This window comes from Eggerthella sp. BIOML-A4 (genome assembly GCF_009875575.1).
Taxonomy (GTDB): domain Bacteria; phylum Actinomycetota; class Coriobacteriia; order Coriobacteriales; family Eggerthellaceae; genus Eggerthella; species Eggerthella lenta.
The window spans coordinates 253,945-269,925 of record NZ_WWRX01000008.1 but is presented as its reverse complement, the minus strand read 5'-3'; the positions used below and the strand labels follow the sequence as shown (position 1 = coordinate 269,925).

17 protein-coding genes are annotated in these 15,981 nt (G+C 64.7%); 9 read left to right on the top strand and 8 right to left on the bottom strand.

Going from position 1 to position 15,981, the window contains the following annotated elements:
* Window positions 1-35: 35 nt before the first annotated feature.
* The 4 genes from GT613_RS09750 to metA form a co-directional block, all read right to left on the bottom strand.
* Window positions 36-425 carry a type II toxin-antitoxin system death-on-curing family toxin gene (locus GT613_RS09750; protein ID WP_015759906.1) on the bottom strand — a complete coding sequence of 130 codons (390 nt, stop codon included), beginning with the start codon at window positions 423-425 and terminating at the stop codon, window positions 36-38.
* Window positions 422-652, bottom strand: a complete 231-nt coding sequence (locus tag GT613_RS09745) for a prevent-host-death protein (protein WP_009305875.1) — start codon at window positions 650-652, stop codon at window positions 422-424. Before GT613_RS09745 ends, GT613_RS09750 begins: the two co-directional genes overlap by 4 nt.
* Window positions 653-762: 110 nt before the next feature.
* Window positions 763-975 (bottom strand): hypothetical protein, encoded by a 213-nt coding sequence (locus GT613_RS09740; RefSeq protein WP_009305876.1) that lies wholly within the window; start codon window positions 973-975, stop codon window positions 763-765.
* On the bottom strand, window positions 968-1,909 hold the full coding sequence (gene metA, locus GT613_RS09735; RefSeq protein ID WP_015759907.1) for a homoserine O-succinyltransferase: 942 nt from the start codon (window positions 1,907-1,909) through the stop codon (window positions 968-970). The genes GT613_RS09740 and metA overlap by 8 nt, the downstream gene beginning before the upstream one ends.
* 218 nt (window positions 1,910-2,127) lie before the next feature.
* Here metA and GT613_RS09730 point away from each other — a divergent pair, with 218 nt between their 5' ends.
* From GT613_RS09730 to GT613_RS09705, 6 genes are all read left to right on the top strand, one after another.
* Complete coding sequence (locus tag GT613_RS09730; protein WP_009305878.1) at window positions 2,128-3,408, top strand: O-acetylhomoserine aminocarboxypropyltransferase/cysteine synthase family protein; 1,281 nt, start codon at window positions 2,128-2,130, stop codon at window positions 3,406-3,408.
* Between the two features lie 75 nt (window positions 3,409-3,483).
* Complete coding sequence (locus GT613_RS09725) at window positions 3,484-3,942, top strand: hypothetical protein (RefSeq protein WP_114518280.1); 459 nt, start codon at window positions 3,484-3,486, stop codon at window positions 3,940-3,942.
* 191 nt (window positions 3,943-4,133) lie between these two features.
* On the top strand, window positions 4,134-5,636 hold the full coding sequence (locus tag GT613_RS09720) for a Fic family protein (RefSeq protein WP_114518281.1): 1,503 nt from the start codon (window positions 4,134-4,136) through the stop codon (window positions 5,634-5,636).
* Between the two features lie 65 nt (window positions 5,637-5,701).
* The gene (locus GT613_RS09715) at window positions 5,702-7,360 is read left to right on the top strand and encodes a molybdopterin-dependent oxidoreductase (RefSeq protein WP_009608157.1); all 1,659 of its coding nucleotides are present in this window, start codon (window positions 5,702-5,704) and stop codon (window positions 7,358-7,360) included.
* Between the two features lie 11 nt (window positions 7,361-7,371).
* A complete protein-coding gene (locus GT613_RS09710) occupies window positions 7,372-8,184 on the top strand; it encodes a molybdopterin-dependent oxidoreductase (RefSeq protein ID WP_009305882.1) in 813 nt (270 codons plus the stop codon).
* A gap of 10 nt (window positions 8,185-8,194) precedes the next feature.
* The gene (locus tag GT613_RS09705) at window positions 8,195-8,473 is read left to right on the top strand and encodes a molybdopterin-binding oxidoreductase (RefSeq protein WP_009305883.1); all 279 of its coding nucleotides are present in this window, start codon (window positions 8,195-8,197) and stop codon (window positions 8,471-8,473) included.
* A 40-nt stretch (window positions 8,474-8,513) separates the two neighbouring features.
* On the opposite strand, the gene GT613_RS09700 is transcribed toward GT613_RS09705, so the two are convergent.
* Window positions 8,514-9,428, bottom strand: coding sequence for an AraC family transcriptional regulator (locus tag GT613_RS09700; protein ID WP_015759910.1), 915 nt, complete (start codon window positions 9,426-9,428; stop codon window positions 8,514-8,516).
* A gap of 210 nt (window positions 9,429-9,638) precedes the next feature.
* Here GT613_RS09700 and GT613_RS09695 point away from each other — a divergent pair, with 210 nt between their 5' ends.
* Entirely contained in the window at window positions 9,639-9,866 is a 228-nt protein-coding gene (locus GT613_RS09695; protein ID WP_009305885.1) for a FeoA family protein, read from the top strand.
* Entirely contained in the window at window positions 9,863-11,965 is a 2,103-nt protein-coding gene (feoB, locus tag GT613_RS09690) for a ferrous iron transport protein B (protein WP_009608168.1), read from the top strand. The genes GT613_RS09695 and feoB overlap by 4 nt, the downstream gene beginning before the upstream one ends.
* Before the next feature lie 26 nt (window positions 11,966-11,991).
* Here the strand turns inward: feoB and GT613_RS09685 are convergent, their stop codons facing one another.
* Window positions 11,992-13,002, bottom strand: a complete 1,011-nt coding sequence (locus tag GT613_RS09685; RefSeq protein WP_009305887.1) for a helix-turn-helix domain-containing protein — start codon at window positions 13,000-13,002, stop codon at window positions 11,992-11,994.
* A gap of 105 nt (window positions 13,003-13,107) precedes the next feature.
* Between GT613_RS09685 and GT613_RS09680 the strand changes: the two genes are divergently transcribed.
* On the top strand, window positions 13,108-14,511 hold the full coding sequence (locus tag GT613_RS09680; RefSeq protein ID WP_114516574.1) for an MATE family efflux transporter: 1,404 nt from the start codon (window positions 13,108-13,110) through the stop codon (window positions 14,509-14,511).
* 57 nt (window positions 14,512-14,568) lie between these two features.
* On the opposite strand, the gene GT613_RS09675 is transcribed toward GT613_RS09680, so the two are convergent.
* Together GT613_RS09675 and GT613_RS09670 are read right to left on the bottom strand one after the other, a co-directional pair.
* On the bottom strand, window positions 14,569-14,991 hold the full coding sequence (locus GT613_RS09675) for a flavodoxin (protein ID WP_009305889.1): 423 nt from the start codon (window positions 14,989-14,991) through the stop codon (window positions 14,569-14,571).
* Between the two features lie 128 nt (window positions 14,992-15,119).
* Complete coding sequence (locus tag GT613_RS09670) at window positions 15,120-15,824, bottom strand: DUF3793 family protein (RefSeq protein ID WP_009305890.1); 705 nt, start codon at window positions 15,822-15,824, stop codon at window positions 15,120-15,122.
* Window positions 15,825-15,981: the final 157 nt, after the last annotated feature.

Here is a 15,981-nt window from a genome sequence, read left to right as displayed (position 1 = left end):
TGCTTCGACTTGAAGCGCCCCCCGTTTTGTTCCCGCTAGATCTGCTTCTCGATCCAGGCGACAAGCTCGTCGTAACTCATAGTACCGTTCGCGACGGCGATGACGGTGTCGAAGAAGTCCTGCGTACGAGGCTTGAACTTTACTCCGTTACCGTGTAGGAAGGCGATGATGAGAGCCGTTCCCGTTCGCTTGTTTCCGTCGTCGAAGGGGTGGTTCTTGATGACCCCGTAGCCGTATCGAGCCGCTTTCTCATGCACGGAAGGATAAAGATCTTGTCCTCCGAAAGAGGCGAAAGGCTGAGCTAGAGCCGAATTAAGAAGCCCTTCGTCGCGAACTCCTGGCATTCCCCCGTTACGTTTCAGTTGGTCTTCATGAATGGCGAGCACGATATGCTTGGGTATGGGAGAAGGATCGCGCCCGCTCATTTCGACAGAGCCTCAAACAAATCGCGGTACTCGTCCGCAGCTTCCAAGTATGCATCTAAATACATGGTTCCATTCTCGCCGTCCGAGGCATTGTCGTCGATGGGAACGATTTTTACATAGGGTTTGCTTCCCTTGATGACCGTTACCTCGATATTGTCCTCATACACGCGCTTTGCAATGGTCGGAAATTGCGCGCGGGCTTCCGATGCTTTGACTGTGAGGGGCATGGCGATTCCTCCTTTCGGTTTTCTCCGGTTGCTATCTATGCCGATATTATAGCATAAAAAACAGCTGAAAAAAGAGCATAATCGAGGATCAAATGAAAGAGGAAGTTCTCTTATCGCCAAGGGTCTTCCTGGAAGGTCGGCTCGGGGGTTGGCGGGCGGTCGCTGAACGGGTCGTAGCCGTCGTCGTCTTCCTGGGCGGGGCGCAGGAACGGGTCGGATGACGCTTCGGACTTCGAAGCCGCGCTCTTAGTCGGCTGCGCGCCTGCGACCGGCGTCACCACCGGTCGCAGGATGTAGCGCGGTTTGCGCTGGGAGTCACTCATGGACGCTGTCCTCTTCGGTGCCTACTTTCGCCAAATCGTAGGGCGTGGTCTGGTACACATAATAGTTCAACCAGTTCGTATACAACAGCTGCGCGTGCGCGCGCCAGGTGACGCGAGGGGCTTGCGTCGGATCGTCGTTCGGGAAGTAGTGGCGAGGCAGCGGCATGTCCAGGCCTTTCGCGATATCGCGCTCGTACTCGGCCATGAGCGTGTCGGCGTCGTACTCGGGGTGGCCGAACACGAAGAAATGCCGGCTGTCGGTGCTCTTCGCGATGTAGACGCCGGCCTCGTCGGAGACGGCGATCAGCTCGAGGTCGGGGTGCGCCTCGATGTCGGCAGCGTGCACCTCGGTGTAACGCGAGTGCGGCGCTCGGAACGAGTCGTTGAACCCGCGCACCAGCGGCGACGACGGCTTCACCACTTCGTGGTCGAACACGCCGAACAGCTTGTTCTCCAGCTCGTACTTGGGGATGCCGTAATGGTGGTAGATGCCGGCCTGCGCGCCCCAGCAGATGTGGAAGGTGGAGTGCACGTTCGTGGCGGACCAGTCCATGATGCGCGCGAGCTCGTCCCAATAATCCACGTCCTCAAAGTCGAGCAGCTCAACCGGCGCTCCGGTGATGATCATGCCGTCGAAGCGCTGGTCCTTGATCTCGTCGAAGGTGGTGTAGAACGTGTCGAGGTGCTGCTCGGACACGTTCTTCGCCTCGTGGCTGGCCGTTTGCAGCAGGCTCACCTCGATTTGCAGCGGGGTGTTCGACAGTTTGCGCATGATCTGCGTCTCGGTGACGATCTTCGTGGGCATGAGGTTGAGCAGCAGCACCTTCAGCGGGCGAATGTCCTGGTGCATGGCGCGGTACTCGGTCATCACGAAGATATTCTCGCCCTCGAGCACCTCGGTCGCGGGCAGGGAGTCGGGGATTCTGATGGGCATGGGAAACCTCGCATTTCGTAGATCGTCGCGGTATCGCGCGGGCACGCTGGTGCCGGTCGTAACGGTCTGTATCATGATACCTTCTAATCAGATGACCGGTTTATCTGAATTATCGATAACATGCTATCGGAAGATAGAACTACCGTCGCGTAAACCATGATGGCATAATGAGCCGGATCGCAAGAGCGCAATCCGCAATCCCGCAACAAGGAGCATCCATGAGCGAATCCATCAGCACCACCTGCGTACAGGGCGGCTACCGTCCCGGCGACGGCGAGCCGCGCCAGATTCCCATCTACCAGTCCACCACCTGGAAGTACGACACGAGCGAGCACATGGGCCGCCTGTTCGACCTCGAGGAGGCCGGGTACTTCTACACGCGTCTGGCGAACCCCACGAACGACTTCGTGGCGGCCAAAATCGCCGAGCTCGAGGGCGGCACGGCGGCCATGCTCACGTCGTCGGGCCAGGCTGCGAACTTCTTCGCCGTGTTCAACATCGCCGGCGCGGGCGATCATGTCGTAGCCAGCTCGGCCATCTACGGCGGCACGTACAACCTGCTGGCCGTGACCATGAAGCGCATGGGCCTGGAATGCACGTTCGTTTCGCCCGACTGCACCGACGAGGAGCTGGAGGCCGCGTTCCGGCCGAACACGAAGGCCGTGTTCGGCGAGGCCATCGCGAATCCGGCGCTGGCGGTGCTCGACATCGAGCGCTTCGCCGCCGCCGCGCACGCGCACGGGGTGCCGCTGATCGTGGACAACACGTTCCCCACGCCGGTGAACTGCCGTCCCATCGAGTGGGGCGCCGACATCGTGACGCACTCCACCACGAAGTACATGGACGGCCATGGCGCCAGCGTGGGCGGGGCCATCGTGGACTCCGGGAAGTTCGATTGGACGGCGCATGCCGACAAGTTCCCCGGCCTGTGCGAGCCCGACGAGAGCTACCACGGAGTGACGTACACCGAGCGCTTCGGCTTGGGCGGCGCGTTCATCACGAAGGCGACGGCCCAGCTCATGCGCGACTTCGGCGCCATCCAGTCGCCGCAGAACGCCTACCTCGTCAACCTGGGGCTGGAAAGCCTGCACCTGCGCATGGCGCAGCACAGCAAGAACGGCCTGGCGTTGGCGCAGCATCTGGCCGCGCATCCGAAGATCGCCTGGGTGCGCTACCCCGGCTTGCCGGGCGACGACCAATACGAGCTGGCGCAGAAGTACCTGCCGAACGGCGCCAGCGGCGTGGTGAGCTTCGGCGTGGCCGGCGGGCGCGCCGCGGCCGAGACGTTCATGGCGAACCTCAAGCTGGCGCAGATAGCCACGCACGTGGCCGATGCGCGCACCTGCGTGCTGCATCCGGCCAACGCGACGCATCGCCAGATGAACGACGAGGAGCTGGCGGCTGCCGGCATCACGCCGGATCTCATCCGCCTGTCGTGCGGCATCGAAGCCACCGAGGACCTCATCGCCGACATAGACCAGGCGCTGGCGGCCGTGTAGCGAAGCATGGTAAACTGACCCGCAGAGAAGCCCCAGCGGAAAAGCCGGTTTGGAATTCGGTCGCGGAGGTGCCCCATGGAACGCAAGAAGCTTTTCGTGCGCGTTGGCATAGGCGTGGCGGGAGCGTTGCTGCTGGTCGGCATCTTCGCGGTTGCGAATGCCGTGGGCGATTCAAACGCCATGCGACGAGGCATCGACGAAGGGTTCGAGCTGAGAGGCGCCTATCAGGGGGATCCCGGCCGGGACGGCATCGGCACCATCGCATTTCAGACGCTCGACGGCGAGCCCTCGTGGGAAGCGTCGAAGGCTCCGGGCGCGCATGTCAAAGGCGCGTTCAAGGAAGCCGTCGATCCGAACGTCTACGTGCTGGAAGACGAGAGCGGCAACGAGGTCGGCTGGGTCCATCTTGCGTACTCCGATGCCCAGGGGGCGGGAGCGCTGTACGTCCGCTACGGCGCGGGCGACCTGGTGGAGATGCGCAAGGTGGATAGGGTGCCCGGTTATATGCGCTACGATAACGAACGAAATACCTGACCAAATGCGGTTCGCTCTCGCGGCCGCGGATATTCGAGCCCGCTCGCTTCCCAGCGCGCGGGCTTTTCGCTTTTCCACGAAACGCAAGCCCTTTCACGTCCGGTGGTAAATAGTTTCTAGTCGCGTCTCGATGCCTTGAAGTGCATGCGCCGCATCTGCGAACATGCACGTGAGGGTCGGGAGGGGTGCTCATGATGAAGAAGCTCATAATGGACGATTTCTCGCTGTTGGGCAACGCTTTGGCGCTGGCTGCGAAGAAGGCGCCGACGCTCGAGTCGTTGGCGGCCGAGCTCAACGTGCGTCAGGAGGACCTGTCGCTGTGTTGGTTCGCGCTCAACAACCTGCGCCGATGCCAAGGCCGCGTGCTGCCCGTCCCCTTCGAGGCGGTTGCGGAGGGGCCGGCCGACGTTCGATCCGTTTCGGGCAACTGGTACGCCCCCACTTGGCGTTTGAACAAGCTGCTTGAAGAGTTCCAAGTTAACGAGGGATTGGCCGTGCATTACGGGAGCATTTTGAGCCATCCCGAGGGTGGTCACTTCGAGTTGAACCTTGCGGCCGACGAAGTGGTGCGCGCGGTTCGTCTGGAGAACGCCGAGCTCGACGCGGTGAGGCTCAGGCGCGTGTGCGTGCAGGCGCGCGAGCCCGCCAACGGCATCGAGCTGCTGGTATCGAATGCCGGCAAGATACTGATAAGCATCGAGGACTACCGGGAGGGGCCGTTCACCGTAGCGTTCATCGAGCGTCTGCACGAACGGCTCGTCGAAGGCATTTCCATCAAGGAGGTGCGCGAGATCGAGGGCTGTGGCGAGAGCGCGGCGGATGAGCTGCGCGCGAAGGCGCTGGAGTCGTTCTGCGCTCACGTGTGCGCGCCCGACGGTGGCCATACTTTAGTGGATGCTTTGATAGCGCTTTGCTATTTCAAGGCGTTCCACCTGTTCTCTGCCGGGAACGGTGTTCTTGCCTATTTGCTGTACTTCATCGTGCTGCATCGTGCCGGCTATCATTTCTCGGCGCATGTTCCCGTCGTCAAGCTATTGTTCCCGCTTGATGACGACGATCGCGTCTGCGATTCGCCCCTTGTGCCCGAAGAGCTGGTGGTGCCGTGCGATGGCTTCTGCGATTGGACGCTCTTCTTCGAGCGGGCGGTGCAGATGCTCGTCGAGGGGCAGCGATGGTTCATGACCAAACTGGACGGCATGGCGCGCCGTCGAGAACGTTTTCGCATCATCATCGATTCCGACGAGAGCATGAACTTCCGTCAGAAGGAGGTGCTGCTGGAGGCCGTGTTACACAGCAATGCGGAATTCACCTACGGCATCCACGCGCAGCGTTACGACGTGTCGTATCCGTGTGCGCGCAGCGATTTCGCCCGTCTGCTCGATCAGGGTTTCCTTCGCCAGCACGATGACGGGATCCGCCATTTCTTCGTGGCCTCGGACGAGTTCGAGGATGTGTTCGCAACCTATGTGAGGGAGCGCTGCGCCGAAGCCCTTCACCGATACTACCGTGAGGACGGGGCGCTGCGCGACGAATGCAAAAGCCCGGACGACATTGCTGCTGAGTATAACCGGGGCGTGGGATTCTATGAAAAGTCCCTGCTGGACAAGACCTATATCGAGCATTACGACTTCCGGCGCACGCCTATCGCCGACTGTGACGGTCCGCGGAGGCGTCGCCGCTCGAACGACGAGTGACGGAGGGCGAAGGGGAAGGAGGATTTCGGAAGGGCACGGCCGATTCCATTGTCAAAGGAGGGTCAATGAAACGCATCATGAGCGGGCAATCGTGCTCGCACGGTCCAAGCAAGACGAAAGTACTGGTTGTGCTGCTGGCGATTGCGCTAGTGGCTTCGTTCGCAGCATGGGGCTGCAGCCCGAAGGCCGCGAACGACGACGCGAAAGCGCCTGAGAAAAAGGCGGAAAGCGCCGCAAGCGAGAAGGCCGGCGACGGCGTGGACGAGTTGGCGGCGTACAGCGGGTTCCCCACGGAAGGCCGCTTCATCGACAACGTGGCCGCGCTCCCCGGCTTCTACAAGAACACCGAGAAGAACGAGGCCAACGCGAAGGCGAAGGCGCCGCGTCGCTATACCGACCGCAACGGCAACCTCGTGCAACCGGTCCCTGCCGATGAGCTGGGATGGAACAATACGTACCTCGATGCCGACAAACGCGGGTGCACATCGTGCCACACGTTGGAGAACGCGCTGATGAGCCTGCCTACGTACCATCGCCTGATCTTCTTCGGGTATCCCACCGAGCAGGGCTATCAGAACTGCATCGCGTGCCACTCCGACTCGTATTCGGGGCATAAGCTGGCCGATGCCATTCACACGCTGCATATGAACAGCACGATGTTCCTGAACGACGACGACGGCAACTGCCAGTCGTGCCACTACATCAACCCCGACACCGGCGTGTTCGATCGCTGGGACGAGGTCAAGTACGACCTGTACAAGGGCATCACCGACGTGAAGGCCGACGAGCTGAAGGCTTCGGTCTCCTACGATCAGACCACGGTCACGCCGGCTGAAAACCGCATCTTCAAGACCGTGAAAGACGAGCCCAGCCAGTGGTTGACCGACGATTCCAAGCAGGATAAGTCCATCTACGAGAACTGGGTCATCTCCATCGACGGCGATTGCGAGAACCCCGTCGAGATGACGCTTCCCGAGATGGAGCAGCAGTTCGGCACCGTGAAGCAGGTCATGAAGATGGACTGCACCATCAACGGCGTGGGCCAGGCCACCATCATGCAGAGCGAGGTGGAGGGCATTCCGCTGAAGGCCATCATCGACTACGCGAAGCCGAAATCGGGCGCCAACGTGGTGAGCCCCATCGGCAGCGACGGGTACGACTACGCGAAGATGGGCATCGACTGGCTGCTTGAGAACGACGCGGTCATCGTCACGAAGATGGACGGCGAGCTGCTGCCCAACTCGCAGGGCTATCCCTGCATGATCTGGGTGAACAAGACGTCCGGCGGCAACTTCACGAAGCGCATCTCCAACCTCACGTTCATGACGGTGCCCGACGACAAGATCGACGCCGAGCTGTACGTGGGCCAGTTCACCGACGACCGCACGGGCGAGATCTACTCCAAGCCCAACAGCGGCGTGCTGAACTATCCCACCGGCATCGTGCTGTCCGGCGAGGAGGCGAAGACCGTGCATCTGGAGGGTTTCGCCGACGCATGGGACGAGCCCATCAAGAAGATGGAATTCTCCTTCGATCACGGCGAGACGTGGACCGTGGTGGACACGCCCGACAACAACGCCGACAACTGGACGTACTGGCGCATGGACTTCACGCCGCCCGCGGCCGGCGCCTACCTGTTGGACATCCGCACGACCAGCATCACGCCCGACGGCGCCGATCGCGTCTGCCAGTACGACACCCAGTTCATGTTCACGGTAGAGTAGGGGGTACGATAATGAAAACAACGACGCAACGCGGTCGTGCCACGATCTCTGCCCTCGCGGGGTTCACCATGGTCGCCTCCATGGCGGCCGCGCCGGCGGTGGCGCTGGCCGGCGAACCCGCTACCGACGAGCCCGTGGCCGCCGGCGGCACCGAGGCCGCGACGAACGGCACGGCTGTCGAGAGCGCACAGGTCACGCCCGCCCAGGTGGAGGGCGAGTTCTCGTTCGACCAGACCACCATCACGTCCAACGAGGTGATCAAGACCTTCTTCCAGCGCGTGTCGCAGGCCATCTGCGGCGCGACGGTGCCCCTCGTGGCGGACAACCCGCTGGGCTGGAAGCTGTCCGTGTCGGGCGACGTGGAAACGGCGTTCACCGCTTCGGTGGGCGACCTCGCCAACGAGGAGTCGACCAGCAACGTGATGACCTGCACCTGCGGCGGCAACCCCGCCGGCGGGCGCGCCATCGTCACCGCGGACGTGACGGGCATCCCGGTGGAGCATCTGCTGGCGAAGGCCGGCGCGGCTCCGGGTGCGAACGCCGTGACGTTCGTGTCGGCCGACGGCACGCAGCAGACGTTCCCGCTGGGCTACGTGGTGGGGCGCCATGCGGTGCTGTCCTACGAGATCAACGACGAGGACCTGTCGGCCTCCGTGGGCGGCAGCAACCAGCTGTGGATGACGAAGACGCCGGCGAACTACTTCGTGCGCGACGTCGTGGAAATCGTGGTGTCCACCGAGGACGTCGCGCCCGCGACTCCGGGTGCGGCCGACGAGCATCCCAACAGCCCCAACGCGGGCGTGCTCGCGGGAACGCAGGGCTAGGGGGCGCACGATGATCGCTCCGATGCAGGTATCCGTGGGCAAGCCGGTGACGTTCAGCGGGTACGCCGAGGACTACGGCAAGCAGATCGTGTCGGTGCAGTTCTCGCTCGACAACGGCGCGAACTGGACCACGTACGACGTGTCGGATTCCACCGACGATCTGTGGGTGCACTGGACGTTCTCGTACACGCCCGAGCGGCCCGGGTTCTACCGGCTGCTCGTGCGCTCGGTGAACGACGCCGGCGCGGCCAGCCCGCTCGCGGACGTGGCCGAGTTCACGGCCGCCTAAGGTGGGGGAGGGGCCGGGTGCAGAGCGCCCCGGCTCCTCCTCAGCGCCGTTCCGTCCGATACTCGCGGGGAGTGGCGTTGTAGCGCCGTTTGAACGCGGCGCTGAATTTACTGGGGTTCGCGTAGCCCACCCGTGCGGCGATGGTGGCGACGCTTTCGTCGGTGACCTCGAGCAGCTTCGCGGCCTCCTGCAAGCGCCTTTCGCGCAGGTACGTGGGAACGGGCACGCCGTACACTCCCTGAAAGTAGTTGTTGAGGCTGGTCACGCTGATGCCGAACGAGTCGGCGATGTCGCGCAGCCGGTAGTCGCACCCCAGATCGGCGCACAGCCGATCATGCGTCGTCCGCGCGATGCGCATGTGCGATTTCGTGTAATACGAATGTCGGCGCCCCGTCGGCAACCCCCGCGCCTTGACGTGCAGCAGCACCTCCATGAACCGCAGCTTGCTGCGCGGCGCATCGAACGGGTCCACCAGCGCCTCGAACGACGCCATGAGCGCGTTCAGCTGGTCGTCTCCCTCGAACAGCACCGCAGGGTCGAGCTGTTCGATCCAGGAGCCGAAAGAGAAACCCGCCTCGCGCATCACTCCGTACGCCGGCTCGTTCGTCACCCCGTCGCTGAAGCACAGTTTGATGCCGCGGTATCGGCCGAGCGGGTACCGGTATTCGCTCGGCAGGCGCCGCGACGCGCTCAGGCAGCAGTCGCCCGGTTTCACGATGATCGCGCTTTCGCCCGGCATGGCCACCTCGCACCGTCCCTCCTGGCAGTAGTCCAGGGTGATCCAGCACCCGCGAACCTCTTGGGCGTTCACGAGGATGGGGCATATCTCCAAGTTGAAATCGACCGTTGCGATGAAGAGACGCGGCGAGGCGAAGAGCGTTGTCATGCGGCCGCGCCCCTGCTCGTTCTCGACGAGCAGCGTGTGGGCGCCGCCGGGCTCGACAACCACGCGCATGCCGCGGTCGAGCTGCAAGGTGCCGAATGGTTCGAGTACGTTCGTGGTGGCCTCCTGTCGGTCGGTCCTTCGTTCCTATTGTATCCCGCCGGTAGTTAGAAATGGCTAACTCGTTTGCGTTTGGAGCAGAAGAAGACGCATGGAGTTGAGTGGAGCGATCGCAAACCCTTACCCTTGTCGCGCGACCTCTAGGTACGACAAGGAGAAATCATGAGCAAATTGAGCGATGCGGCCACGGGAGACGTGGCTGTGATATCCGGAGTGGAAGGGGATGCGCGGTTCGTCGGACGCGTCACGTCCATCGGGCTGACCGTGGGCTGCGAAGTGCAGGTGCTGCAGAACGTGCGCAAGCGACCGGTGCTGGTGTACGGGCGCGACAGCGTGATAGCCGTCGATGCCGAAGACTGCGCCCGCATCGACGTGCAGGTGCGCTCGTGAGCGCGCGGGAGGCGGTGCTCGAAGAGCTGGACGCCGCGGTGTCCGCGCCATCGGGCGCAGCGGTGGTCTCCGGGGCGCCCACCTGCTCCGTCGCCTTGCTCGGTCAGCCCAACTCGGGCAAATCAACCCTGTTCAACGCGCTGACCGGTTCGCGGCAGCGCGTGGGGAACTGGCCGGGCAAGACGGTGGAGAAGAAGGAGGGCGGTTTTTCGCGCGGCGGCGTCGATTACGCGGTGTGCGATCTTCCCGGCACCTACAGCCTCTCGGCGAATTCGGAGGAGGAAGTGGTCACGCGCGACTACATCGCCTCGGGCAGGGCCGACGTCGTATGCGTGCTCGCGGACGCCTCGCAGCTGGAACGAAGCCTGTACATGCTCGCCGACTTCGCGGGCGTCGATTGCGCCTGCATGCTCGTGCTGAACCTCATGGACGTCGCCGAGGCCCAGGGCAAGCGCATCGACGCGAAGGTGCTGGAGCGCAGGCTCGGGATACCGGTCGTGCCGTTCGTCGCGGCCGATCGCGCGCACTGCGACCTGTTCTATCAGGCGCTCGATCGTGCCATCGCCGACCCTCATGCGCTTGATGCGACCGCGCTGGCCGAGGCGTGCCGCGTCGAGTTCGGAGCCGTCTACGACGACGTGCGCGCCCTCGTGCCGGAGCGGAGCGTCGGCGCGCTGACGCCGGCTTGGCTGACGGGCAAGCTGCTCGAGGGCGACGTTCCGGTCCGCGCGCTGGTCGACGAAGCGCTCGACGAACGCGATCGAGCGCGCTTGGCGGCCGCGCTCGAGCCGATCGAGCACGGCGTGCAGCGTGGAGGGACGTGCAAGTTCTCATGGATCGACGGGGTGCTCGACGGCGCCGTTCGGGGTTCCCGCACCCGCTCGACGCTCTCGAGATTCGACCGCATCGCCACGGGATCGCGCTGGGGCAAGCCCCTCGCCATCGGCATCATCCTGGTGGGGCTCCTGGCGACGTTCGTCCCCGCCATGCCCATCATGGCGGTGGGCGGCCTGTTCTCGCTCATCGGCGAGTACGCGGCCGCAGGGCTCGTCGCCCTGGGAGCGCCCGCTGTGCTGGGCAGCTTCGTGAGCGGCGTCCTGTTCGACAGCCTGCGATTCGCCACGATGATGGTGGGCTTCGTGTTCGGCATCAACCTCGTGTTCGGCGCGCTCGAGGAAGTGGGCTACATGGCCCGTATCTCGTACGTGTTCGACTCCACGATGGCGCGCTTCGGCCTGCAAGGCAAGTCCATCATGCCGTTCGTCGTGTGCCTGGGGTGCACCATCGGCGGCGCGTCGGGCACCCGCGTCATCGACTCATGGGGTCAGCGCGTGCTGACCGTCGCCATGGCATGGGCGGTGCCCTGCGCTTCCACCTGGGGCGTCGTGCCGGTGCTGGCGGTGGCGTTCTTCGGGCCGTGGTCGCCTGTCGTTGTGGTGGCCATCTTCCTGACCTCGTTGCTGCTCATGTACCTCGTGGGAAAGCTGTTCGGGCCGCACCTCGTGAGCGGCGACGAGCGCGCCGGTTTGGTCATGGAGCTGCCCCCGTACCATGCACCGCGCTGGAAGAACGTGTTCTCGACGGCGATCGCCCGCTCGAAGCACGTGTTCAAGCGAGCGGTGCGCGTGGTGTTCATCGTGACCGCGGTGGTGTGGCTGCTCGTCTACAGCCCGGACGGCAACCCGCAGAACACGGCCCTGTACGCGATCGGCGAGGCTATCGAGCCGGTGACCAGCTTCTTCGGCCTGGGGTGGCAGACGTTCATGGCGTACCTATGCGCGATGGCCATCAAGGAGTCGGCGTTGGGCGTGCTGTCGGGGCTGTTTCTGGGCACGGGGACGCTCACCACGGCCGTTGGCGGCATGGGGCCGGTGGCCGCCGACATCGGCCAGGTGATGGCGTCGGCCATCTCGCAGCCCGAGGCGCTCGCGTTCATGTTCGCGTTCACCTTCAATGTGCCATGCATGGCCTCGGTGGCGGCTACCTACGGCGAGACGCATTCGGGGAAGTGGACGGCGCTCATGATCGCGTTCTACTTCTGCGCATCGCTCGCGCTCGCGTTCGTCGTGTTCCACGTATCGTCGCTGTTCCTGGGGTAACGTCCTCCCGCGCCTCCCCGGAGCGCCTAGCGCATGGCGGCGCGGTAGGCGCTGGGGGTGGTGTGGTGGGTGCGGGCGAACAGCTCGGCCAGGCGCTCGGGGCGGTAGCCGACGGCTGCGGCAACCTGCGCCACGGGCGCGTCGCCGGCGGCCAGCAGCTCGGCGGCCTTCGCGCAGCGCAAGCGCTGGCGGTACTCCACGATGGTGCAGCCGCACGCCTGCTTGAAGGTGCGCCGCAGCTTGGTCTGGCCCATGCAGGCGATGCGGGCCAGCTCGTCGGCGTCCACGGGCGCGGCCAGCTGCTGCTCCAGGCGCCGCCGCACGCGCTCGATGGCGTGCATGTCCTCGCTGGCCAGTTCGCTGGCGCGCTCGCCGGCCATCGCGCGCGACTTGTCCACGACGAGCGCCACCGCTTCCTCAACCTTGCTGCGGTAGAACAGCCGCGCCGACGCGCCGCGTCCGCGGTAGGCTTCCACCTGCTTGAGCAGCACCACCATCTCGGGGAAGTCGGAAAGCCCGTCGATGCTGGCGAACGCCTCCTCGGCGCTGAAGGCCTCATCCCGGTACACCTCGCGCAAATACTGCTCGTAAAACGGCGGGGCGAGCATGATCTCGACGTTGCGGATGGGCGTGCCGGCCCGGCACAGGCAGTCCCAATGCGGCGTGTCCAGAACGTGCCCCTCCAGGTAAGGTGCCTCCACCGTGCGGTTCGTGACGCTCTCGACGCAGCTTCCCGACAGGTAGTAGCGCACCGAGACGAAGCGCGGATGCCGGCATTGCTCGCGGAAGTCGCGGGGGAACAGCATGTCGGTCGCCGAGATGGCGAAATCGCGCTCGGCGTACAGCCAGAAGTATCCCGAGGCCACGTCGCGCGGCATGCGGAACATGCGCCCCTCGCGTTCGGGCGCGCCCACGTCCGCCGCGCACGTTTCCTCCATCTGCATGTCGGCGAGGCAGGGGAGGAACACCTCGCGCATGATGTCGTAGTCGGCGCATGCGGCAGCCGTGCCGTCCCGATTTCCGTCTGCGCGAATCAACGCGCCCTCCTTCCGTTCCAACGCGTTTGCGCGCCCGCCCTTGCGCCCGGACGCGCTCGTCTCTAAGTTAGACCAGGATAACATGATAGAGCGATAGGAGCATATATGGCATCATCAGAAAACAAACGCGAGCTCATACTCACCCGATCGCCCGGCAGGCTCATGGTGTCGTTGAGCCTGCCGGCTATCGTGGGCATGGTGGTCATCGGCCTGTACACGTTCGTCGACGCGATCTACGCAGGTCAGCTGATCGGCGTTGACGCGATGGGTGCGGTGTCCATCGCATACCCGTTCACGTTCATCAACTCGGGGCTGGCGGCCATGATCGGCATGGGCTCGGCCTCCGTGCTGTCGCGGGCCATCGGCGCGCGCGATCAAAAGAGCATCGACCAGGTGATGGGCAACCTCGTCGTCATGAACCTCGTGCTGTCCCTCGCCGTGACGGTGGTGGGCGTCGCGTTCGCCCGCCCGCTGCTCGCGCTCACGGGCGCGGAAGGCGCCATGCTCGACCTGGGGGAGTGCTACCTGCGCATCATATTCCTCGGCAGCCTGTTCGTGAACTTCGCCCAAAGCTCGAACATGATCATGCGCGGCGAGGGGGAGCTGGCCCGCGCCATGGGCATCATGGCCGGCGGCGCCATCCTCAACATGGTCCTCGCGCCGGTGTTCATCCTCGCGCTGCGCGATCAGGGGCTGGGCCTGGAAGGAGCCGCGTGCGCCACCGTGCTGTCGCAGGCTGTGCTGGCGGGCGTGATGCTATGGTGGTTCGTCAAGCGCGAGAAGACGGCGCGCATCGTGCGCGTGGCGGCGTCGCGCGCGGTGCTGGCCGAGGTGGCGAAGGTGGGCGTGTCGGCCATGCTCATGCAGATGCTCACGCTCGTCCAGCAGGCGATCATCTACCGCGCGGCGGCCGAGTGGGGCGGCGCGGAGTGGCAGGTGCTGTTCGGCGCGGCGCTGCGCATCCAGTCGTTCGCGTTCATCCCGCTGTGGGGCATGAGCAACGGCTTCCAGCCCGCGGCGGGCACGAACTACGGCGCCGGGCTGTACGACCGCGTGAGAAGGTGCACAGTGGCGTTCTCGCTGGGGGCGACGGGGCTTGCGCTGCTGTTCTGGATACCCGCCATGCTGTTCCCCGAGGCCGCGTTGTCGCTGTTCATCACCGATCCGGCGCTCGTGGCGCAAGGCGTTGACGACTTCCGCGTGTTCTTCGTCGCCTATCTGGCGATGGGCGTCATGGTGATGGGCATCACGCTGTTCCAGTCGTTGGGGAAGGGCGGTTTGGCGGCGCTGCTCGCGCTTGCGCGGCCGTTGCTGCTGTTCGTGCCGCTCGTGCTGATCGTGCCGAACCTGGGCGGCCTCGGCATCCACGGCGTGTGGCTGGCCTGCGCGATCACCGACGGCTTGCTGGCGCTGATCGCCGTCGCCCTCATGGTGCGCACGTGCCGCGGGATGGGGAAGGGCCGCGCGCGGACGGCCGCGATCGAGGAGGGGGAAGCCGCGCGGGCGTAACGCGCAGGCGGCCCGGGTCGCGCGGCAGGCGCGCGTCCCGGGCCGTTCGCGTGTCTGCTAGCCGGCCAGCAGGTTTCCGACGCGCAGGCATTCGGCGCTGGCCTCGTCGTCGGGGTAGTCGTAGGCGATCACGGAATCGGCCACGTCGACGCCGGCTTCTTCGGCGCGCTTCTCCCACAGCTCCATCCACTCGCCGTCGTTCCACTCGTACGAGCCGAACAGCACCACCTTGTGACCGGCTAAATGGGGCTCTACCTGGTCGTACATCGGGAGGAACTCCATATCCTCCAGCTCTTCGTCGCCCATGGCGGGGCAGCCGAAGGCGAGGGCGTCGTAGTCCTCCACGCGCTCGGCGGTGAAGTCCGCGGCATGCACGAGGTCGGCCGTGCCGCCGGCCGCGCGCACGCCTTGCGCGATGAGGTCGGCCATGGCCTCGGTGTTGCCCGTGCCGCTCCAGTAGACGATTGCAACCTTGCTCATAGGGTATCTCCTTCGTGTCGAGGGATGTCGCATGCGCTCTCTGTTGAGCGAGGTGCGCGACGAAGCCGCGCCGCGCACCTCGCTCAACAGAGCCGCGTCCCGCGTCTCACGTGCCGTCCGCTCGCGCGCTAGCCGGCCGCGCGGAACGCCTCGGCGGCGGGGAAGTCCTCGTCCACCGCGGCGAGGCATTCGATGGAAACGCCCTCGTCGAACAGCTGCTGGTACATGGTGGTGCAGTTTTTGTAGCAGCAGAAGCACGTTTGGGCGTCGCGCTCTTTCGCGTATACCTTCCAGCATCCGCTGCACAGGAAGTTCTCGCCTTCGTTGTCGATGAAGCCGATGACGTCCTCGTAGGGATAGCCCAGGAAGAAGCCGATCTCGTGCGGGAACGAGCAGCGTCCCGTCATCTGGCTTTGCAGGTCGGTGCCGCAGATGCGCTTGTGCAGCTTCTCGATGCAGGCCGACAGCGACGAGGGGTCGTAGCCCTCGGCGGTCAGGAACGCGGCCACCTGCTCCTGCTGGATGGCGCGCGTGAGCAGCCGGGGCCGGTACACGTACACGAGCGCCCCGCTCGTGCGGCGGGCCAGCACCTCGATGCGCACGCCGTGCGGCGCCAGCTTGGCGCGGCAGGCGCGCAGCGCGTCGGACAGCTGGTCGTCGCGCAGGGCCGCCGCGGTCGGGCGCCGTCCGTGCTGGACGGCCGTGGGGGAGAGGGTGCTGCGGCAGGTGAACAGGTTCGCGGGTTTGAGCGCCGCGAGCGTGGGGGTGCAGTGGTGCACCAGCTTGCGTTCGAACGCTTCGCAAGGCGATAATTCCTGCTCGATTGCTTCCATGCGGCCTCCCTCGGGCAGCGCCTCCGCGGGTGTCGGATGCGCCTATAAGTTAGCTTTGGATAACATATACCCGAGTGTCGGAGGTTCGTCAAGCACGGATCCGAAAAAGCGCCAGACGCGCAACGTATGCGGCAGCGCAGGACCCGCGGACGTTGCG